Source organism: Aureimonas jatrophae (assembly GCF_900104035.1).
In the GTDB taxonomy this organism is placed as follows: domain Bacteria; phylum Pseudomonadota; class Alphaproteobacteria; order Rhizobiales; family Rhizobiaceae; genus Aureimonas; species Aureimonas jatrophae.
Genome location: NZ_FNIT01000002.1, coordinates 611,337 through 629,663 on the forward strand (window position 1 = coordinate 611,337; position 18,327 = coordinate 629,663).

Annotated in this window: 19 protein-coding genes; 7 read left to right on the top strand and 12 right to left on the bottom strand. The window is 70.7% G+C overall.

What is annotated here, in order from left to right:
* Positions 1-2: 2 nt before the first annotated feature.
* The 3 genes from araH to BLQ76_RS07285 form a co-directional block, all read right to left on the bottom strand.
* Positions 3-953 carry an L-arabinose ABC transporter permease AraH gene (araH, locus tag BLQ76_RS07275; RefSeq protein WP_090671052.1) on the bottom strand — a complete coding sequence of 317 codons (951 nt, stop codon included), beginning with the start codon at positions 951-953 and terminating at the stop codon, positions 3-5.
* 6 nt (positions 954-959) lie between these two features.
* Entirely contained in the window at positions 960-2,471 is a 1,512-nt protein-coding gene (gene araG / locus BLQ76_RS07280; RefSeq protein WP_090671055.1) for an L-arabinose ABC transporter ATP-binding protein AraG, read from the bottom strand.
* A gap of 71 nt (positions 2,472-2,542) precedes the next feature.
* Positions 2,543-3,526, bottom strand: coding sequence for an arabinose ABC transporter substrate-binding protein (locus BLQ76_RS07285; RefSeq protein ID WP_090671058.1), 984 nt, complete (start codon positions 3,524-3,526; stop codon positions 2,543-2,545).
* Positions 3,527-3,685: 159 nt separating this feature from the next.
* Here BLQ76_RS07285 and BLQ76_RS07290 point away from each other — a divergent pair, with 159 nt between their 5' ends.
* The gene (locus BLQ76_RS07290) at positions 3,686-4,411 is read left to right on the top strand and encodes a FadR/GntR family transcriptional regulator (RefSeq protein WP_090671064.1); all 726 of its coding nucleotides are present in this window, start codon (positions 3,686-3,688) and stop codon (positions 4,409-4,411) included.
* Positions 4,412-4,426: 15 nt separating this feature from the next.
* Here BLQ76_RS07290 and BLQ76_RS07295 read toward each other — a convergent pair whose 3' ends face one another.
* Together BLQ76_RS07295 and BLQ76_RS07300 are read right to left on the bottom strand one after the other, a co-directional pair.
* Positions 4,427-4,906, bottom strand: a complete 480-nt coding sequence (locus tag BLQ76_RS07295; RefSeq protein ID WP_090671068.1) for a nucleoside deaminase — start codon at positions 4,904-4,906, stop codon at positions 4,427-4,429.
* An 82-nt stretch (positions 4,907-4,988) separates the two neighbouring features.
* The gene (locus BLQ76_RS07300) at positions 4,989-5,957 is read right to left on the bottom strand and encodes a sugar-binding transcriptional regulator (protein ID WP_090671071.1); all 969 of its coding nucleotides are present in this window, start codon (positions 5,955-5,957) and stop codon (positions 4,989-4,991) included.
* Positions 5,958-6,064: 107 nt separating this feature from the next.
* Between BLQ76_RS07300 and BLQ76_RS07305 the strand changes: the two genes are divergently transcribed.
* The 3 genes from BLQ76_RS07305 to BLQ76_RS07315 are packed head-to-tail and all read left to right on the top strand — an operon-like array spanning position 6,065 to position 8,521.
* A complete protein-coding gene (locus tag BLQ76_RS07305; RefSeq protein ID WP_090671074.1) occupies positions 6,065-6,751 on the top strand; it encodes a transaldolase family protein in 687 nt (228 codons plus the stop codon).
* Entirely contained in the window at positions 6,748-7,536 is a 789-nt protein-coding gene (locus BLQ76_RS07310) for an L-iditol 2-dehydrogenase (RefSeq protein WP_090671076.1), read from the top strand. Before BLQ76_RS07305 ends, BLQ76_RS07310 begins: the two co-directional genes overlap by 4 nt.
* A gap of 52 nt (positions 7,537-7,588) precedes the next feature.
* Positions 7,589-8,521: a carbohydrate kinase family protein gene (locus BLQ76_RS07315; RefSeq protein ID WP_090671079.1), complete on the top strand. Its 933-nt coding sequence runs from the start codon at positions 7,589-7,591 to the stop codon at positions 8,519-8,521.
* A 9-nt stretch (positions 8,522-8,530) separates the two neighbouring features.
* Here BLQ76_RS07315 and BLQ76_RS07320 read toward each other — a convergent pair whose 3' ends face one another.
* Entirely contained in the window at positions 8,531-9,418 is an 888-nt protein-coding gene (locus BLQ76_RS07320) for a LysR family transcriptional regulator (protein ID WP_090671082.1), read from the bottom strand.
* 129 nt (positions 9,419-9,547) lie between these two features.
* On the opposite strand from BLQ76_RS07320, the gene BLQ76_RS07325 reads away from it, so the two are divergent.
* Complete coding sequence (locus BLQ76_RS07325) at positions 9,548-10,021, top strand: AtaL-like protein (RefSeq protein WP_090671084.1); 474 nt, start codon at positions 9,548-9,550, stop codon at positions 10,019-10,021.
* A 49-nt stretch (positions 10,022-10,070) separates the two neighbouring features.
* Positions 10,071-10,742, top strand: a complete 672-nt coding sequence (locus tag BLQ76_RS07330; protein ID WP_090671087.1) for an NAD(P)-dependent oxidoreductase — start codon at positions 10,071-10,073, stop codon at positions 10,740-10,742.
* A 12-nt stretch (positions 10,743-10,754) separates the two neighbouring features.
* On the opposite strand, the gene BLQ76_RS07335 is transcribed toward BLQ76_RS07330, so the two are convergent.
* Positions 10,755-11,654, bottom strand: coding sequence for an AraC family transcriptional regulator (locus BLQ76_RS07335; protein ID WP_090671448.1), 900 nt, complete (start codon positions 11,652-11,654; stop codon positions 10,755-10,757).
* Between the two features lie 162 nt (positions 11,655-11,816).
* Here BLQ76_RS07335 and BLQ76_RS07340 point away from each other — a divergent pair, with 162 nt between their 5' ends.
* Complete coding sequence (locus BLQ76_RS07340; protein ID WP_090671090.1) at positions 11,817-12,785, top strand: SDR family NAD(P)-dependent oxidoreductase; 969 nt, start codon at positions 11,817-11,819, stop codon at positions 12,783-12,785.
* Here BLQ76_RS07340 and BLQ76_RS07345 read toward each other — a convergent pair.
* From BLQ76_RS07345 to BLQ76_RS22665, 5 genes are all read right to left on the bottom strand, one after another.
* Positions 12,713-13,156, bottom strand: a complete 444-nt coding sequence (locus tag BLQ76_RS07345) for a hypothetical protein (RefSeq protein WP_090671092.1) — start codon at positions 13,154-13,156, stop codon at positions 12,713-12,715. The genes BLQ76_RS07340 and BLQ76_RS07345 overlap by 73 nt on opposite strands.
* 341 nt (positions 13,157-13,497) lie before the next feature.
* A complete protein-coding gene (locus BLQ76_RS07350; protein ID WP_090671094.1) occupies positions 13,498-13,929 on the bottom strand; it encodes a hypothetical protein in 432 nt (143 codons plus the stop codon).
* A 117-nt stretch (positions 13,930-14,046) separates the two neighbouring features.
* Positions 14,047-16,086, bottom strand: a complete 2,040-nt coding sequence (locus tag BLQ76_RS07355) for a GAF domain-containing protein (protein ID WP_090671097.1) — start codon at positions 16,084-16,086, stop codon at positions 14,047-14,049.
* Between the two features lie 171 nt (positions 16,087-16,257).
* Complete coding sequence (gene arsC, locus BLQ76_RS07360) at positions 16,258-16,671, bottom strand: arsenate reductase (glutaredoxin) (RefSeq protein ID WP_090671100.1); 414 nt, start codon at positions 16,669-16,671, stop codon at positions 16,258-16,260.
* A 79-nt stretch (positions 16,672-16,750) separates the two neighbouring features.
* The gene (locus BLQ76_RS22665) at positions 16,751-18,307 is read right to left on the bottom strand and encodes a diguanylate cyclase domain-containing protein (protein WP_280140053.1); all 1,557 of its coding nucleotides are present in this window, start codon (positions 18,305-18,307) and stop codon (positions 16,751-16,753) included.
* Positions 18,308-18,327: the final 20 nt, after the last annotated feature.

Below are 18,327 nucleotides of genomic sequence, written 5' to 3' on the forward strand. Positions count from 1 at the left end.
GACTACCGCCGGCCGAGCGCGCGCGAGCGCAGGTTGTCGAGGAGCACGGCCAGAAGGAGGATCAGGCCGCGCACGACGTATTGGTAGAAGGCCTGGATGTTGAGGAGGTTCATGACGTTCTCGGCGATGCCGAGGATCAGGACGCCGACGATCACGCCGCTCATGGTCGCGCGCCCGCCCGCCAGCGACACGCCGCCGAGCACGCAGGCCGAGATCACCGAGAGCTCCAGCCCCGTCGCGGCGTTGGGCTGACCGCTGGTGATGCGCGAGGCGAGGAGAATGCCCGCCACCGCGCAGACGAGGCCCTGCAGCGCGAAGATGCCGATGCGGCCCCAGTCGACGTCGACGCCCGCCAACCGCGAGGCTTCGGGGTTGCCGCCGATGGCGAGCGTGTTGCGCCCGAACACCGTGCGGTTGAGCACGAAGGCGAAGACCGCGAACAGGATCGCCATGATCCAGACCGGCGTCGGGACGCCCAGGAAGCGGCTCAGCGCCAGCGCGTAGAAGGCGGGGTCGTTGATGCCGACGGCCCGCCCGTCCGAGGCGATCAGCGCTAGGCCGCGCACGATCTGCATGGTGGCGAGCGTCGTGATCAGCGCGTTGATGTGAAGCTTGGCGATCACGACGCCGTTGACGAGGCCGACCAGGGCGCCGGCGGCGAGCGCGGCCAGGAGCCCGAGCGGGATCGAGCCCGTCTCGTTCGAGACCATCACTGCGACCATGCCGGAGAAGGCGACGATGGAGCCGACCGAGAGGTCGAAGTCGCGCGAGGCGAGGCAGAACATCATCGTGCAGGCGACGATGCCGATCGTCACCACCGACTGAAGCAGACCGAGGATGTTGCGCTCGGTCAGGAAGTTGGGAACCGTCAGCGACACGAGCGCGAAGGCGAGGACGAAGAGGACGAGCAGCCCCTGCTCGCCGAGAAGGACGCGTTTGATCGTCGTGGTCATGATGGGTCAGCTCGTCTGGGCTTGGCGGGGCGTGTCGCGGTCGGGCAGGGCGGCGGCCAGCAGCGCGGCTTCGGTGAGGGCGCCGCGCTGGAACTCGGCCGCGATGCGCCGCTCGCACATGACGAGGACGCGGTCGCAGATGCCGATCACCTCGGGCAGCTCGCTCGACACGACCACCACCGCGATGCCGCGCTCGGCCAGCGCGTAAAGGATCTCGTAGATCTCGGACTTCGCGCCGACGTCGATGCCGCGCGTAGGCTCGTCGACGATCAGCACCTTCACGTCGGGCTCCGACAGCCAGCGGGCGAGGATCACCTTCTGCTGGTTGCCGCCCGACAGGTTCACGATGTCCTGGCGGCGCGAGGGCGTGCGGATGCGCAGGCTCGCGATGAAGCGGTCCGCCGTCTCGGCCTCGCGCGCGGGGCTTACGATGCCGAGCGGCGAGTGGTGGCGGCGCGAGGAGATGGCGATGTTCTCGGCCACCGAGCGTCCCTGCACGATGCCGTCGGCCTTGCGGTCCTCGGGGCACAGGACGAGACCCGCGCGGATCGAGGCGCGGGGATCGGACAGGGGCAGGGGCGCGCCGTCGACGGTGACGGTGCCGCCCGAGGCCGTGTCCGCACCGTAGACGAGGCGCATCAGCTCCGAGCGCCCCGCACCGACCAGGCCGAAGAAGCCGAGGATCTCGCCGGCGCGCGCCTCGAAGCGCTGCGGCTCCGGCAGCTTCTCGCCCGACAGGCCCTCGACGCCCAGCCGGACCTTTCCGGCGGGCCGGGGGCGCCAGCCCCAGATGTCGCTGATCTCGCGCCCGACCATCTCGGACACGAGGCGCTCGCGCGTCACGCCCTCCATGGTCGCGTGATGGGCGGCCAGCTCGCCGTCGCGCAGCACCGTGCAGCCGTCGCAGAGGCGGAAGATCTCGTCGAGCCGGTGCGAGACGTAGAGGATGACCTTGCCGGCCGCGCGCAGCCGGTCGATCAGGCGGAACAGGATCTCGCTCTCGCGCGAGGAGAGCGACGAGGTCGGCTCGTCGAGCGCGATCACGCGCGCGTCGATCATCACGGCCTTCGCGATCTCCACCATCTGCCGCTCGCCGATCGAGAGGCTGGAGACCTTGGCAGCCGGGTCGATCGCGACGCCGATCTCGCGGAGCGTGCGCGCGACCTCCTCGAACAGGGTGCGGAAGCGAACGACGCCGAAGCGCGAGGGCGTGCGGCCGAGCCTCAGGTTCTCGGCGACCGACAGGTTGGGAACGAGCTGGAGCTCCTGGTGCACCACGACGACGCCGGCATCGAAGGCGTCGCGCGCCGAGCCGAAGCGCTGCTCCGCGCCCTCGATGCGAATCTGCCCCTCGTCGGCGCGCGTGTCGCCCGACAGGATGCGGATCAGCGTCGACTTGCCGGCGCCGTTCTCGCCCATCAGGCCGTGGACGTGACCGGCGGGAACCGAGAAGCCGACGCCCTTCAGCGCGCGCACGCCGGGATAGGACTTGGAAAGCCCGTTGAACTCGAGAGACATCCGGCCCGTCCGTCCCGGGTGAAAGGAGACGGCGGGCCCGTGGGTCCGCCGCCGCGCGGGATCGCTTGGCGCTACTCGATGCCGAGCTCCTTGCGCACGGCCTGGTAGTCGCCGCGCTTGGCGAGCTGGCCGCTGGTCAGGATGAGCTTCTCGGGCTCCTTCCCGTCGGCGATCCACTCGTACATGTTGGAGGCGGTCTCGTAGCCGTGGCGCTTCGGGCTGATGATCACGGTCCCGAAGAAGCCCGTCTCGCTCGGCTTCTTGAACTCGTTGATCGCCGAGTCCGCGCCGCCGATGCCGACCCCGATCACGTTGGCGGCCGGAATGCCGACGCTCTCGGTCGCGCGCACCGCGCCCAGAACCGCCTCGTCGTTGAGGCCCACCGCGACCCAGTGCTGGATCTCGGGATGGGCGTTGACGACCGTCGTCGCCGCGTTCAGCGCGGCCTCGGTGTCGGTCTTGGCCTGGGGGGCGTTGAAGATGTTGCCGGCGGGTAGTCCGTTCTTCTCCAGCACCGAGGTCGCGCCCGCCACTCGGTCCACCGCCGTCGGGAGCTGGTCGTAGGAGACCTTGATCGCGCCGACCTTCGCCATGTCCCAGCCGCGCGCCTTGGCCTCGTCGGCGATCGCCTGACCGACCGTCTCGCCGATCTTGGTGGCCGAGATGCCCATGTGGGGCACGTCCTCGAGCGGCTGGCCCGAGTTGTCGACGAGCCGGTCGTCGACCGTCATCACTTTCAGATCGTTGGCGGCGGCCTTGGCGACGATGCCGGGGCCGAGCTTGACGTCGGGCGTGCAGATGATGAAGCCCTGCGCTCCTTGCGCACCGAGATTGTCGATCGCGGCCTGGACCTTCTCACCGTCCTCGGCGCCGATCTCGACGAGCGTGAAGCCCTTCTCCTTGGCGGCCTGCTGCGCGAAGCGCCACTCGTCCTGGAACCACGGCTCCTCGGGCTGCTTCACGACGAAGCCGATCTTGACGTCGGCGGCGCTGGCCGATCCGAGGGCGACCAGAAGGGCCGCGCCCGCGAACAACGTCTGCTTCCAGAACTTCATGCCTGCCTCCCGGATGGTTCGCGCCCGTTCTCCCTCGACGCGATCCCAGTCGTAGCGTTACCGTGTCTGACGAGTCAATCGTAATGTATGACTTATCGTACGCGTTGTCTGATACGGAGAAATCGGCCACAACGACGGGACAAGGACGGGACCCGCCGCATGACGCCTGCCACCGCCGCATCTGTGCCCGCCCGCCCGCGGCCCCGTGTCGGGCGCGACTTCGTCGCGGCGCTCGCCCGCGCGATCGTCGAGGGGCAGTATCCGGAGGGCTCGACCCTGCCGCGCGAGCAGGACCTGTGCACGGCGTTCTCGATCAGCCGCACCGTGGTGCGCGAGGCGCTGAAGACGCTGGAGTCGAAGGGCGTGGTGCGGTCGCGCGCGCGCACGGGAACGCTGGTTCGGCCCCGCGCGGACTGGAACCTCCTCGACGCCGACCTTCTCGACTGGATGGGCGACGCGGTGGTGGACGCCGAATTGCTCGCTTCGGTTCTGGAGGCCCGCCGCGCGGTGGAGCCCTTTGCGGCGGAGCTTGCCGCCGGGCGCGCGAGCCTGTCCGACATCGCCGCGCTTCACGCGGCCTGGGAGGCGATGCGCGACGCCGAGCCCGGCGACGACGACGCCTTCACGGCGGCCGACGCCGAGTTCCACCGCATCCTTCTTGGCGCCAGCGGCAACCGCGTCTTCATCCAGCTGTCGGGCGTGATCGACGCCGCGCTGACGCGGGCGCTGGACCGCGCCAACCGCTCGGTCGAGTCGCATCTCCATACGGTCGAGGTGCACGGGCGCTTGGTAGAAGCGTTGCGCATGCGCGACGGCGCGGCCGCGCGCCGCGCCGCGAACGAAATCCTGGAAACCGCCGCGCGCGATCTCGAACGCTTCGGATGACGCGCCGCGCCGGCGTCAGGGCCGCTCGCTGGAACGGCGGTGCAGGTCGCGCACCCGCTCCGCCAGATCCGCGACCGGTCCCTCCACGGGTACGCCCGGCGCGACGTCCCGGATCTGCAACGGGGCGACCGGCGAGGGCGCCGCACCGAATTCGCGTTGCCAATCCGTGAGCTGCGCGGCCGACGACGCGTAGACGATGCGGCCGAGACCCGCCCAGGCGTGGGCGGCTGAGCACATCGGGCAATGCTCGCCCGACGTATAAACGGTGGCCCGTGCCCGCTCATCCGGCGAGAGTTCGCCCGCCGCCCAGCGCGCGATGGCGAACTCGGGATGGCGCGTGGCGTCGCCGCCGCCGACCTCGTTGATCGCCTCCAGAAGCGTTTCGCCGTCCTCCGACACCAGGATCGAGCCGAAGGGTTCGTTTCCGGCCGCCAGGGCCTCGGCCGCCAGCTCGACGCAGCGTTCCAGATGCCGTCGGTCCCGACTATCGATCATGCGATCCTCCTCTTCGTCCGGCGCTCGAACCGCGGACCGGCGAGGGAGTTGGAGCGCCGGTGCGGTTCGGGGAGGGGCACCGTTAGTCCGCCTGCAGGAGCGCGAGGGCCGCGCCCTCGTCGGTCACCAGCGTATGGCAGCCGACGCGGCGGATCGCGGCGCGGATCGCGGGCGCGCGTCCCGGCCCGCCGGTCGCGATCACCACATGCCCCGCCCGGGCCAGAGCCTCCAGGTCGACCGACATCACGCAGTCCATGACGGGATGGTCGAGCGTGCGGCCCTCCGCGTCGAGGATGTTGCACATGAGATCGCACGTCCCGCCCGCCGCAACGAGTTCGGCGTAGATGCTCGCGGGCAGGACGGCGCGCGACAGGGCCGTGGAGGCCGTGCCCACCTCGCCGACGCTGAACAGGGCGACGTCGAGCGAGCCTGCGATGCGCTCGGCGCGATCGAGACCGCAACGCTCGCGCAACGCCCGGCGCGTCGCGGGCGAATCCACGAGAAGCGGCGCGGGATACAGAAGACAGCTCGCGCCGAGGCGGCTGGCCAGGCGCCAGGAAAAGTCGGTCGGGTTGTCGTCCGGCGCCTCGATCACGCCGCCGCACAGGGACACGACGCGCGACCTCGCATTGGTGGCGGGCCTGAGGCTCGCCAGCGACGCCGTCAGCGTGCGCCCCCATCCGACGCCGATCGACTGGCCGTCGAGAAGACCCTCCGACAGGAACTTGCCGAGCGCGAGCCCGACCGAGCGCGCCGCATCCGCCTCGCTCGGCGCATGGGGCACGACGATCGCCTCGTCGAGCTGGAATCGGCGCTCGAGTTCCAGCGCGAGGTCGGTGCGTTCGCGCCCGCCCTCGTTGATCCAGACCTGGACCTCGGCCCGCTTCAGCGCCTCGTCGAGAAGGCGCGTGACCGTGGTGCGCCCGACGCCGAGCTCCTCGGCGATCTCGCGCTGCGTCATCTTGCGATCGTAGTAGAGCCAGGCCGCGCGAAGGCGGATGGTGGCGTCCTCCGCGATCAGCGGAACGGCAGGTTTTCGAAGTCGGGCCATCGTTCGCCTTCGGCTCGGGGATGATTGACATATGCCTATTCGAAAAGGCAGATGTCTACACCTGCGGTCCCTGTGACCGCGTGCCCTTTCACGGACGGAACACCGCCATGGCCCATCGCGCCCTGCCCTCCAGCCGAACAGGGCTGCGCCTGTTTCTCGATACGGCGGATCGCGAGGCCTATGCCCGCTGGCTGCCGACGGGCCTCTTTCACGGTGTCACCACGAACCCGACCATCTTGGAGCGGTCCGGCCTGCGCTCGGATCTGTCGGTGCTTGCCGGGCTGGTGGAAACCGTGCTGCGCTATCCCGTCCAGGAGGTGCAGGCGCAGGCCTGGGGTACGGAGACCAGGGCGCTCGTCGAGACGGGTCGGGCGCTCGCCGCGATCGATCCCCGTGTCGTCGTGAAGGTGCCGGTCACCGAGAACGGGATGCGCGCGGTGTGCGAGATGCACGCGTTCGGCATCCGCACCACGGTGACCGCGGTCTACGCCTCGCACCAGGCGCTGACGGCGGCGGCCGCCGGCGCGGACTACGTCGCCCCGTATTTCGGCCGCATCAACGACGCGGGCCGCGACGGCGTGGCCGTGATGCGCGAGATGCGCGCGATCCTCGCCACCGCCGGCGACGGGACGCGCCTTCTCGTGGCGAGCCTTCGCAGCGCCGACGACGCGGCGCGGCTGGCCGCTGCGGGCTGCGATACCTTCACCTTCGGAACCGCGGTGGCGGAAGGGCTGTTCGCCGACCCCGACACCACAGCGGCCGCGCGCGCCTTCGAAGAGGCGGCGGCCCGATGAGCGCCGGCTCCAACGGCAAGCTTGCGGGCCGGGTCGCCATCGTCACGGGCGGTGCGAGCGGCATCGGCCGGGCGGTCTGCGAGCGCTTCGCGGCGGAGGGCGCGCGGGTCGTCGTCGCCGACCTCGACGAGGCCGCCTGCGCGCGCGTCGCGGGAGCCTTCGGGCCGGACGGCCTCGGCCTCGCGCTCGACGTCACAAGGGCGGAGAGCATCGAGGCGACGGTCTCGCGGACCGTGGATTGGGCAGGCGGCATCGACATCCTCGTGAACGCCGCCGGCATCTACGAGGCGCAGCCGATCCTCGAGATGACGCGCGAGCGCACCGCGCGCGTCTTCGCGGTGAACGTCGAAGGCCTGATCTTCATGACGCAGACTGTGGCGCGTCGCATGGTGGAGCAGGGCCGGGGCGGGCGCATCGTCAACTTCGCCTCGCAGGCCGGGCGTCGCGGCGAGGGGCCGTCCGTCGCCTACTGCGCGACCAAGGCGGCGGTGATCAGCATCACGCAGAGCTGCGCGCTGGATCTCATCCGCCACGGCATCAACGTCAACGCCATCGCGCCGGGCGTCGTCGATACGCCGATGTGGGACGTGGTGGACGCCAAGCTCGGCGAGGCCGAGGGGCTTGCGCCGGGCGAGGTGAAGCGGCGCGTCGCCGCCGCCGTGCCGGCCGGTCGCTTCGGCACGCCCGCCGAACAGGCCGCCATGGCCGCGTTCCTGGCCGGTCCGGACGCCGGCTACATCGTCGCCCAGTGCTACAATGTCGACGGCGGCAACGTCATGAGCTGAGCGCGCCGCGCTCGCTTCCCCCGTGCCCATCGCTTCTCCGGACCGGCCCGCCATGACCAAGACCATCCTGTGCTGCGGCGAAGCGCTGATCGACTTCGTGCCGGTCGCGCTGCGCGAGGAGGGTGCGGGCTACCGTCCCTGCCCGGGCGGCTCGCCCTACAACGTCGCTCGGGCGCTGGGCCGCCTCGATGTGCCCACCGGCTTTCTGGGCGGCATATCCGCCGACTTCTTCGGCGAGACGCTGGTCGAGGGCCTGCGCGAGAGCGGCGTCGACACGCGCTGGGTCGAGCGGCGCCGGGCTCCCTCGACGCTCGGCTTCGTCAGCCTCGACACCGCCGAGCCGGATTACGCCTTCTACGACGCGCAGGCCGCGGACCGCGCCTGGACGAACGTGCCGGACGAGACGGCTCTGCGTGATGTCGGTTGCCTTCATTTCGGTTCGATCTCGCTGATCCGCGAGCCGGCCGCCGCCGCCTACGAGACGCTTCTGCACCGCGAGGCGCGCGGCGCGCGGCTCGTCACGTTCGATCCGAACATACGGCCCTCGCTCGTCGTCGACGAGGCGGCCTATCGCGACCGCATGGCCCGGATCCTCGCACGCGCCGATATCGTCAAGATCAGCGCGGCCGATCTCGACTGGCTGCATCCCGGCCTCGCTCCGGATGCGGTCGCAGAACGCTGGCTGGGTCAGGGAGCGGCGCTGGTCGCCGTGACCTTCGGCGAGCGCGGCGTCGCCGGTTTTGCGCGCGGACGGCGGCTTTCGATCGATGCCATTCCGACGACGGTGGTCGATACGGTGGGGGCCGGCGACAGCTTCATGGCGGGGCTTCTGGCGGGCCTCCACGATCAGGGCCTTCTCGATCGCGCGGGTCTGGACGGCGCGGACGAGTCGGCGCTCGCGGCCGCGCTGACGCTCGGGCAGCGCGTGGCCAGCGCCACCTGCAAGCGCCGGGGCGCGGATGCCCCGCGTCGCGCCGTGCTCTAGCGCCGCGCCTCAACTCTCCGCCAACGCCGCCAGTTCCTCGGGACGCCCGTTCGGAAACGCGTCGCGCAGGTGGTCGAGAAAGGCCGAGACCTTCGCGCTCAGCAGACGCCGCGAGGGATAAAGCGCCCAAAGCGCGATCTCCGGGGCGTCGGCCTCGCCCCAGAGCGCGAGCCGCCCGGTCTCGATGTCGCGGCTGACCAGCGAGACCGGAAGCCGTCCGATCCCGACGCCCGCCCTCACCGCATCGCGCACCATGACCAGCGAGGACAAGCGGAGCACCGGGTCGATCGCGAGTGCCTGGCGCGCGCCCTTGAGCGGCCAGGAGGCAGGGCCGCCGGCCGTTCCGCGCAGCACAGCCGGCATGGCGGCGTTCGCGGCCGGCGGCACGAGGTTGGGTGCCGCCACGACCACGAGCCGGTCGCGCAGGAAGACGCGGCCGACGAGACCCGCATCGCTCGCCGGATCCACCCGGATCACGAGGTCGTAGCCCTCCTCGACCATGTCCACCGCCCGGTCGTCGGTGGTCACCTCCAGCCGCACGTCGGGATGCTTCAGCGCGAACGCGCTGGCGAGCGGGCCCATCGCCGTCTGGGAGAAGAGCAGCGGTGCGCTGATGCGCAGGCGTCCGCGCGGGCGCTGCGCGCCCGAGGCGATGGCCGATGCCGTCTCGTCGATCTCGGTCAGGAGCGCGCCGGTCCGCTCGAACAGGGCGCGCCCCTCCTCGGTCAGCGCCAGCACCCGCCCGCCCCGCTCCAGAAGGCGCAGGCCCAGCGCCGCTTCCAGCTCGCCCACGCGGCGCGAAAGCGTCGCCTTCGGCCGGCCGGATGCGCGCGCGGCGCGGCCGAACCCGCCATGACGCGCGACGAGGTTGAAGTCCGACAGGGCGAGAAGGTCCACGTGTTCCACCTGTGAGACGGTTGGTCCCAAAATGCCGACTGTCGGCTCGAAAGTGGATCGCACATCTTCGTCCCGTCAGCCAGCGTGGCCGACCGGCCCATCCGCCGCCCGCTTGAAAGGACGAGACCCATGATCCACGCAACCGCCACCGTTCCCGTGAACCCGGAAGGCGCCGTGCCGCTCACGCGCGGCCAGGCCTGGGCCGGGCTGGTTCTGAAGGCCCGCGATGCGCGGCTGTTTCTGCCCGACGGCTTCTGCACCCGCTGCGAGGTCGTCGAGGAAAGCGCGACCCATCTCGTTCGCGAGGCGACCATCGCCGGCACCGATGTTCGCGAGATCATCGCCTTCGAGCCGAACCGGAAGGTCACCTTCTTCCAGGCCGGGGGCCCGCGCGAGGGGGCGATCGTCAACGAGCTGTTCGAGGACCCGGACGGTACGCTGCACCTGCGCTTCTACGGCTATCTCGGCCTGCGCGACCGGACGCCGAACGGTCCCGAGGAGGCGGCCGAGCAGGCCATGCTGAACGGCGACCGGGGTTACCGCGCCGCGCTGGTGTCGACGCTGGAGCGCACGCGCTCGCTTCTGGCCGAAGGCCGGCTTTGATCCCACCCAAACCGGGCAGCCCCAGCGCCCATCAACAGGAGTGATCCGCATGCCAAACAATCCTATGCAACCGGGCCGTCTCGCGCGTCCCAAGCTTCTCGTTCTCGGCGCGACCGGTGGAACCGGGCGCCGCATCGTCGCGCAAGCGATCGAGCGCGGCTTCGAGGTCACCGCGCTCGTGCGCTCACCCCAGAAGGCGGCGGACCTCGCCGGCGGCGCGCGCATCGTGGTCGGCGACGCGCGCGACGAGGCCGCGCTCGTCCGGGCTCTGGAGGGTCAGGACGGCGTCGTCAGCGCGCTCGGAACCCCGGCCAGCCCGTTCCGGGAGGTCACGCTCCTGTCGGAGGCCACGCGCGCGCTCACCAGGGCGATGACCACAACCGGCGTCTCGCGGCTCATCGCGATCACCGGGCTTGGTGCGGGCGACAGCCGGGGGCACGGCGGCGTGCTGTTCGACCGCGTGATCGTCCCGTTGCTCCTGCGCCGCGTCTACCGGGACAAGGACCGGCAGGAGGCGATCGTGCGGGCGAGCGGTCTCGACTGGGTTCTGGTGCGCCCGAGCATCCTCAACAACAAGCCCGCTCGCGGCTCGGTGCGCGCATTGACCGATCTGGCGGACGTCCATGGCGGATCGGTCTCGCGCGACGACGTCGCGCGCTTCGTGCTCGATCAGGTCGAGACGGACGGCTGGCTGCGACAGGCGCCGCTCGTGACATGGTAGGCGTCGTCGCGCTCAGATCGCGGTGCCCGGCTGCTCGCCGCCTCCCGCCAGCAGCCGGGCCGCGTCGCGCGCGGGCGGCGCGCCGAACAGGCGCCGATACTCGCGGCTGAACTGCGAGGCGCTCTCGTAGCCGACCGCGTAGGCGGCGCGGCCGGCCTCGCCCTGGCTGACCAGAAGACGACGGGCGGCCTGGAGCCGCAGGCGCTTCTGGTACTGCAGCGGACTCATCGCGGTGACCGTCTTGAAGTGGCGATGGAACGAGGGGACGCTCATGCCCGCGATCTCGGCCAGGGCCTCGACCCGCAAGGGCCGGTCGTAGTGGCGCGCGATCCACTCGATCGATCGGCGCACGCGCGACAGGCGGCTGTCCTCGCGTCCGATCTGCCGCAGCATCGCGCCGTGCGGCCCCTGCAGAAGCCGGTAGAGCACCTCCCGCTCGCGCGATGCGGCGAGAAACGGAATGTCGGCCGGCGTATCGAGAAGCGCCAGCAGGAGGGCCCAGGCCTCCAGAAGCTCGCGCGTGATGGGAGCGACGCCGAAGCCGGCGGCCGGGTCGCAAGGAGGCAGCGACGGCGCCTCGGCGAGCATCGCGCCCAGCGCCTCGCGGTCGAGCGTCAGACCGGCGCCGATATAGGGCTTGTCCGGCGTCGCCTCGACGATGCGACCGCTGGCGGGCAGGTCGAGCGAGGCGACAAAGGAGGTCGCGGCGTCGTAGCGCAGCACCGTTTCCCCGATCAGCACCTCCTTGGCGCCCTGCAGCACGACGCAGACCATGGGCTGGTAGAGGCCGGTCGAGGGAGGCCCCGGCTCGGTGCGGACGGCAAGGCCGACGCGCGGCAGCACGGTCTGCGTGCGCGTGGGGTCGGCGTGACGCCGCGCGCGATGGATCAGGCGGTCGAGGATGTCCTGCATGGTCGAGAGGATCGGCGATCCGGCGCGGTCCTGCAAGCCCGCTGATAGGAATAGGCAAGAGTTCGATCCGATCAAGCACGGGGCCGACGGCTCGTCTCGCCATATGGGCGACGAGGCGGACGGAGCGTCGTCGCCTCGCTGTCCCATCTCAAGGAGCCCGCTATGACCACCCCTTCCTTTGGTGCGACCTCCACCACCGACGAAGTCCTGGCCGACGTGGATCTCGGCGGCCGGCGCATCCTCGTCACCGGCGTCTCGGCGGGCCTCGGGATCGAAACCGCCCGGGCGCTGGCGCTGCGCGGTGCCGATGTCGTGGGTGCCGCCCGCGACCTCGACAAGGCCGTGCACGCGACCGGGGAGGTCCGGGATGCAGCCGCGCGAGGGGGTGGGACCTTTCGACTGATCGCACTGGATCTGGCGGATCTGCGAAGCGTGCGCGAAACCGCCGGGCGTCTTCTCGCCGAGGGCGATCTCTTCGACGCGGTGATCTGCAATGCGGGCGTCATGGCACCGCCGTTCGGGCGCACGGCCGACGGTTTCGAGACGCAGTTCGGCACGAACCACCTCGGCCACTTCGTCCTGGTGAACCGGATCGTGCCCCTGATGCGCGAGGGCGGACGCGTCGTCGTGCTGTCCTCGGCCGGCCACCGCTTCAGCGACGTCGATCTCGAGGACCCGAACTTCGAGCGGACCCCCTACGATCCGTGGATCGCCTATGGCCGGTCGAAGACCGCCAACGCCCTCTTCGCGGTGGAATTCGACCGGCGTCATCGCGCAAGCGGCATCCGCGCGACGGCGGTGCATCCCGGCGGCATCCAGACCGAGCTCGGTCGCCACCTGACGTCGGAGGCCATGGCGGCCCTGGTGGACCAGCTGGATGCCGCCTCGCGGGCGACGGGTCAGTCGCGCTTCGCGTTCAAGACGATCCCGCAAGGGGCGGCGACCTCGGTATGGGCCGCCGTAGTGGCCGATGCCGACGAGGTGGGCGGCCGCTACTGCGAGGACTGCCACGTCGCCGCGACGCGCGAGGGGGAGGGCATCCGGGACGGCGTGCGATCCTATGCGATCGATCCGGAGCGGGCCCGGCTGCTCTGGGAGCGGAGCGAGATGCTGGTCAGCTGCGGCGCCTGACACGGGAAGGCAGCTCCTGTCCGGTCCGGCCGGCGCTGGGTGGTCTCGGCGGTCGCGATCCAGGTCGCGGCCGCGAGGCTGACGCGACCCTCGGCCTCGCGTTTCCGAAGCATGGCGCGCACCCGCTCGTCCGCATCGCGCCGCCGGTCCGGGCGATCCCGCAGGATGCAGCCGAGCCTACCGGCGCGTGTGACGACCGCGAGCGTGTACGCCGCGCCGCCGCCGGATTTCTGAGCGTCCGAGGGTGTGATCTCGACCCGGCGGGAGCCGGCTGCCTGCAGGGTTGCCTGGATCGTACCGGGATCGGCGAAGCCGAGATGCGGTGCGTCCCCGGGCGCCGGTCCGGCTTCCTTCACGGGCGCATGGTCCATCGCGTTCCCGCTTGCGGCGCATCAGCAAGCGAAGGCGATCCGGCCGCCGGGCCGACGCCGGCTCGCCCAATGCCGGAAGGCGGCCGTGGTGTCGCATGCGCTCGTGCTAGGTCACCAGCCCCTGGCTGCCGATGTCGGTGCCCACGACATGGCCCTCGTCGCCGACCCGATCCGCGAGTGGGGCCATGGTGCGTCCCGCACTGCGGCCCCATCTAAAATGCGCCAGCCTCGACCGGACGCCGGCGCTTCGGCCGCCGCTCGCATCCGCCGGTTCGACGCGTGTTCGATCCGCCCGTTCCGCAGGAGTCCCGATCTGCCGCGAGAACCTTGGGGGGGAACTCCTAGACCGCTCGAGACGCCGCCGGAGCCAGTCCCGGTTCGTTCGCCGCCCGTCTACGATTCTGCGCGGCCGCCGCCTTCCAGCGCCGCGGGGAGGCACCCGGTTGTAGCGGTGCGTAGCGCAGGCCGCGCCCATCGGGATCGAGGCTGACGTACCATCCCGTCATCAGACGCGCCGCGAGGCCGAAGGGAAGACCGAAGCGCGATGCGCAGGAGGCCATCTCGCTGCGTCCGTCGCGCCGAACGATGCGGGCGCAGCGTGTCGTGCACAAGGCCAGATCGAGATCATGGCCGCCGCCGGGCCAAGAAGCCTCCAGCGACTGTCCCAGAAGGTCGATGGCCTCGTCCGTTCCACTGGCGCCGAGCACGGAGCGCAGTTCCCGCGCGACCAGAACCGAGTGGAGTTGCGAGAGCTGATGATCCGTCCAGAACAAGACACCCCCCGAAGGCCGACATGCGTTCAGAAGAGCCCATCTATGGTCCCGTCCCGGCGCGGCAACGTCTTGGCTGACCCGTGACTGGCGCGTCGGACGAACGGCAGCGGCCGCGCGTCAGCTGCTCGAGCCGGCCTTGCCGCGTCCCAGCTCGAAGCAAAGGCCCGACGGGGCGAAGTCCAGACGTCCGGTGCCGTCGAAGTTGGCCGCGACCACCCGTTCCAGGAGCTTCGATCCGAAACCGCGCCGGTCGGGCGCCACGACGGGCGGCCCGCCGGTCTCCACCCACCGAAACGCGAAGGCCCCGTCCTCGGCGCCCCACGAGACCGATACGCGCCCCGTCTCGTTCGAGAGCGCACCGTACTTGACGGCGTTGGTCGCCAGTTCGTGGATCGCGAGCGACAGGCCGAGCGCCTGCTGCGAGGTCAGGCGAAAGCGCGCGCCGTGGAGCGAGATCCGGTTTTCCTCGCCCTGGTGAGGACCGATCGCCGCCGCCACGACGTCGGCCGCATCGGCTTCCTCCCAGGAGGTTCGCGTCAGGATGTCCTGCGCGCGGGTCAGCGCTCCCAGGCGGCTCTCGATGGCATGGCGCGCCGTCTCGACGCTGGTGGCCTGGCGCAGCGTTTGAGAGCTGATCGCCTGGACCATGGCCAGCGAGTTCTTCATGCGGTGCGCGAGTTCCTGGTTGAGCGTGCGCTGCTGCTGCTCGGCCTGGATGCGGGACAACGCGGTCTGGGTGCGGTCGGCCACCTGCTCCACGAACAGAAGGTCCTCGGGCGAAAGGGCGCGCAACTCGGCGAAATGCACGAAGGCGACGAGCACGAAGCGGCCGCGCTCGATCACCGGGAAGTTCAGGAGAACGCGGATTCCGATCGCCGCCATAGCATGGGCGCTCGCGCTCGTGCGCGGATCCGTGGCGACGTCCTCGACGATCACGGTCTGGCCGCGCTTCAGCTCGTCGATAAAGGAGCCGTAGTCGCGGAAGCGGAACGACCCTTCCACCGGGACCGCGTCCTCGCGGCACCAGTTCGGGTGCATGAGCACGGTCTCGCGCTCGGGATCCACCGTGCCGATGCCCGCGCGCGTGGCGTTCAGGGCGCGGGCCATGATCTCGGCGGCGACGTGGGTGACCTCTTCGGGCTCGCTCAGCATGCGCAGCCGCTCCCCGAGATCGGCAAGCGCGGCCTGCCGGCGGACCTGATGGACGTGCTCGGTCACGTCGTATCCGACCGTGAAGATGCCCGTGACGTGGCCTTCCTCGACGAAGGGCTGGTGGACGAAGTCCAGGAAGTGCTCGATTGCCGGCCGGGTGGGGTCGGGCTGCGACGAGAACGGCGCCGCCTTCATGGCGACGGCCTCGCCGGTCCGGTAGACGCGGTCGAGAAGGTCGGCGTAACCCTGTTCGGCGGCGTCGGGTAGGGCCTCGCGCGCCGTGAGGCCGATGAGATCCCGGCCGCCCACGGCCTCGCGGTAAGCGGCGTTCACCATCTCGTAGATGTGCTCCGGACCGCGCTGGAGGGCCATGAAGCTCGGCGCGTTGTCGAACAGGGACACGAGCCGACGACGCCCCTCGGCGGCGTCGTCGCGCGCGATCCGCAGATACCGCACGAGATCGTCGCGCTGCGAGATCAGGCGCCGCATCTCGATCTGCGTCACGACCTGGCGGGCCAGGTGGTGGAGCACGTGGGTCTGCTGGGCCGTCAGGCCGTCGGGCCGGGCCACCGTGTCGATGACGCACAGCGCGCCCAGCGAGTGGCCGTCGTCGGTCACGAGCGGCGCGCCCGCATAGAAGCGGATCGCCTCGGGACCCGTGACGAGCGGATTGGCGGCGGTGCGAGGGTCGAGCGTCAGGTCCGGGATCACCAGAACCTCGCGCTGGTTCAGCGTATGGGCGCACACGGAACGGTCGAGCGTCGTCTGGTCGGGCTGGAAGCCGACCCGCGCCTTGAACCATTGCCGGTCCCGATCGACCAGGCTGACCAGCGCGATCGGCGTCGCGCAGACCTCGCTCGCGATCGCCGCGATGCTGTCGAAGCTTTCCTCGGGCGCCGTGTCCAGGATGTCCAGCGCCTCGAGGGCGGCGAGCCGCTCGGGGTCGGTGATTGCGGGACCGACCACGGCATTCCGATTCGCATCGGGCGGGGAGGGGGGTGTCATAAGAGGGATATCCGACGCGACAGCCGCGACAGCCGCGCTCGCCCGCGTTCTTGTGTTCGACTTTGATCCGTCAGGGAAGGGCCCCAGGCTGGTTTGCGCCGCGAAATCGGGCGCGGAAACGACGTCACCACGCGGGCGCCGCCAGCCGGAACGGCTGTCCGAGCCGTTTCCTCAACCGTTCGGGCCGGCGGTTGTCACGACCTCGCCGTCCTCCTTGCGGAACTGCGCGACCGGCTCGTCGAGAAGCCCCAGCACCGTTTCCGATGGCCGGCACAGTGCAGCGCCCTTCCCGGTTACCACGATCGGCCGCTCGATCAGGATCGGATGCTCCACCATCGCCGCCAGGATTTCCTCGTCCGACAGCTTCGGGTCGCCCAGCCCAAGCTCGGCATAGGGCGTCCCCTTCTGGCGCAGGATGTCGCGCGGACGCAGCCCCATCATGTCGAGGAGTTCGGCCAGCACGTCCCGGCTGGGTGGCGTCTTCAGGTATTCGACGACCTGCGGGTCCTCGCCGGACCGACGGATCATCTCCAGCGTGTTGCGCGAGGTGCCGCAGGCGGGGTTGTGGTAGATCGTGACGGTCACGATGGGTCTCCGGGAAACGGCGCGTTCGGGCGACTATGCGAGGCTTTCGCCAAGCTTCAAGGGGTGGATGCGCGACTCCTCATGCGCTCCGTCGATCCGGAACCGTCGCGGCGTGGAAGCGGACCTCGCCCTTGGCCTGGCGCTTGCCCGCGTAGAGCGCTCCGTCGGCGTTGCGCAGGAGCGTCAACGGATCGGCGCCGTCGGCCGGTGCGAAGGTCACGCCGATCGTTGCGCCGATGCGCGCCGAACCTGTCGCACCGAGCGGGATGGGTTGCTCGATCGCCTGGATGATCCGGCGGCCGAAGGCGAGAGCCTCGTTTGGCCGGCCGAGGCCCGGCAGGATCGCCGCGAACTCGTCGCCGCCGAGCCGAGCCGCGAAGTCTCGCGCACCCAGGCCCGCCAGAAGACGGCCGGCGACCTCCCGCAGAACCCGATCGCCGGCCTCATGGCCGAGCGTGTCGTTGACCGCCTTGAACCCGTCGAGGTCGAGATACGCCACCGCAAACCCCTCGCCACCCTCGGCCAGGTTTCGGGACGCCCGGTCGAGACGTTCGAACAGGAGAACGCGGTTCGGCAGACCCGTCAGCGCGTCGTGCGAGGCTCGGTGTTCGCTGTCGGCGATGGCGCGGGCTGCCGAGCGGGTCTGGCGCAGGAACAGCGCCGCCAGCGCGCCGACCGCGAGCGCGACCGCGGCCCAGGCGGGCACGGCGATCTGCAGCAGCCGGTCGCCGGGACGGGCGCCCTCCCACGCCAGGGCGCCAACCTCTTGGCCGTCGGCGGTGACGAGCGGCACCGAAGCCGTTCCGGACGGCTTGTCCGCGATCCGCAGCCTCGGCAGGCGATAGGTATGGGCAAAGGTTTCCACCAGCGCCGCGTCGATGGCGTCCACGAACACCAGATGGTGGCGCGGCGTCCCATCGTCGGCACCAGGCTCCTGCGGGCGGATCGGAACGATCGCCGCGATCGCCGGGCGTGCGTCGGCGAGCACCAGTCCGACGGTCGAGCCCTGCGAGCCGCGACGCTGCTGCTGGCTCAAGAGCCTGTCGAAGCCGCCCGACAGGATCTCGTTGACCGGCTGGTCCGTCAGCGCACCGCGCACCATCGCGTAGCTGGCCTCGGCGCCGGGCGTCACGACGAGGATCATGTCGAGCCCGTAGGTGGCGAGGGTCGAGGCGCCGATGTTCTCGTCGGCCCATTCGGGGTCGGGACGGTCGACGAGCCTCTCCACCGCCTCGTCCCAGGTGCCGTAGTCGAGCGCGACCTTCTCGATCTGCTCGCCACGGACCGTCAGCGCGCCCCTGGCGAGCAGCGCTTGTTCCTGCTGGGCGACCGCGGTCTGGTAACCCGCAACCAGCCACAGCATGGCCAGAAGGCACAGAAGAGCGAGCCCCACGAGCACGGCCGCGGGCAGCGTGACCCGCCGGACGACGTGTTCGTAGCCGCTCTGCGGATTCACCATGAGCCTCGTTCCGCGCACCCGCGACGACCATGCGCGCGTAGACTGAAGAAAGCGTGTGACGATCGGGCTGCCGTTGAGGCGATCGCTTCGGCGGCTACGGATCGCGTCCCGCCCGGCCTGGACGCCGAAGCGGAGGAGGATCGGCCGAGCGACGCGCTCGCAGGTCCCGCGACCCATGCGGCGCCGCCTCCCGCAAA

What these genes read in the sequence shown, in the direction of transcription:
- araH (WP_090671052.1), bottom strand. Translation starts at nt 953, where the DNA reads ATGACCACGACGATCAAACGCGTCCTTCTCGGCGAGCAGGGGCTGCTC.
- araG (WP_090671055.1), bottom strand. Translation starts at nt 2,471, where the DNA reads ATGTCTCTCGAGTTCAACGGGCTTTCCAAGTCCTATCCCGGCGTGCGC.
- BLQ76_RS07285 (WP_090671058.1), bottom strand. Translation starts at nt 3,526, where the DNA reads ATGAAGTTCTGGAAGCAGACGTTGTTCGCGGGCGCGGCCCTTCTGGTC.
- BLQ76_RS07290 (WP_090671064.1), top strand. Translation starts at nt 3,686, where the DNA reads ATGACGCCTGCCACCGCCGCATCTGTGCCCGCCCGCCCGCGGCCCCGT.
- BLQ76_RS07295 (WP_090671068.1), bottom strand. Translation starts at nt 4,906, where the DNA reads ATGATCGATAGTCGGGACCGACGGCATCTGGAACGCTGCGTCGAGCTG.
- BLQ76_RS07300 (WP_090671071.1), bottom strand. Translation starts at nt 5,957, where the DNA reads ATGGCCCGACTTCGAAAACCTGCCGTTCCGCTGATCGCGGAGGACGCC.
- BLQ76_RS07305 (WP_090671074.1), top strand. Translation starts at nt 6,065, where the DNA reads ATGGCCCATCGCGCCCTGCCCTCCAGCCGAACAGGGCTGCGCCTGTTT.
- BLQ76_RS07310 (WP_090671076.1), top strand. Translation starts at nt 6,748, where the DNA reads ATGAGCGCCGGCTCCAACGGCAAGCTTGCGGGCCGGGTCGCCATCGTC.
- BLQ76_RS07315 (WP_090671079.1), top strand. Translation starts at nt 7,589, where the DNA reads ATGACCAAGACCATCCTGTGCTGCGGCGAAGCGCTGATCGACTTCGTG.
- BLQ76_RS07325 (WP_090671084.1), top strand. Translation starts at nt 9,548, where the DNA reads ATGATCCACGCAACCGCCACCGTTCCCGTGAACCCGGAAGGCGCCGTG.
- BLQ76_RS07330 (WP_090671087.1), top strand. Translation starts at nt 10,071, where the DNA reads ATGCCAAACAATCCTATGCAACCGGGCCGTCTCGCGCGTCCCAAGCTT.
- BLQ76_RS07335 (WP_090671448.1), bottom strand. Translation starts at nt 11,654, where the DNA reads ATGCAGGACATCCTCGACCGCCTGATCCATCGCGCGCGGCGTCACGCC.
- BLQ76_RS07340 (WP_090671090.1), top strand. Translation starts at nt 11,817, where the DNA reads ATGACCACCCCTTCCTTTGGTGCGACCTCCACCACCGACGAAGTCCTG.
- BLQ76_RS07345 (WP_090671092.1), bottom strand. Translation starts at nt 13,156, where the DNA reads ATGGACCATGCGCCCGTGAAGGAAGCCGGACCGGCGCCCGGGGACGCA.
- BLQ76_RS07355 (WP_090671097.1), bottom strand. Translation starts at nt 16,086, where the DNA reads ATGACACCCCCCTCCCCGCCCGATGCGAATCGGAATGCCGTGGTCGGT.
- BLQ76_RS22665 (WP_280140053.1), bottom strand. Translation starts at nt 18,307, where the DNA reads ATGGGTCGCGGGACCTGCGAGCGCGTCGCTCGGCCGATCCTCCTCCGC.